Annotated in this window: 1 protein-coding gene; it reads left to right on the plus strand. The window is 58.3% G+C overall.

What is annotated here, in order from left to right:
• The coding region (locus tag BG57_RS30965; RefSeq protein WP_035971159.1) for a DUF2345 domain-containing protein at positions 1-590 on the plus strand (590 nt) is incomplete at both ends.

A 590-nucleotide genomic window follows, 5' to 3' on the forward strand; every position in this document is an offset into this window, starting at 1 on the left:
TGCTCATTACGACGGAGACGCGCAGTGGCGCAGGGGCGGCGGCGAAGGATTCGAGCGAGACGGCAGACCGTCTGGACAAGGCTCAGCAGTTGCATGATGCGCTCAGCCGAATCGCTCAGGAAAACGAGGCGCAGGACGCGAACGGCCATCAATCCGACATCGTCGAGACAATCGCATCCCAGAACAAAGACATTCGAGGCGTCAGTACGAGCGACGAAAACGCGTTCCCGCAATTGGCCGAACCGCACCTTGTACTCGACGGCAAGGCGGGTATCGAGATCACCACGCCTGCATCCATTCATATGGCCGCGCAGCAGGCGGCGATTACAACGGAAGGGCATGTTGGCATTGCGAGCGGTCGCAGCTTGTTTGCAACCGTACGCGACACCATCCGTTTATTCGCGCAGACCGGACCAATGCATCTTGTCTCGGCCGCGGGCGACATCGTCTTGAATGCGCTGACCAAGTCAATCTTGATGCGCGCGCAAAAGCAGATTCTGCTTGAGAGCGACGAAATCCTGCTGCGTGCGAAGAAGTTCCGCGTGGAAGTCAACGGCAGCTGTCAACGGCACTCTGGAATTGATACGACT

The organism is Caballeronia grimmiae, assembly GCF_000698555.1.
GTDB lineage: Bacteria > Pseudomonadota > Gammaproteobacteria > Burkholderiales > Burkholderiaceae > Caballeronia > Caballeronia grimmiae.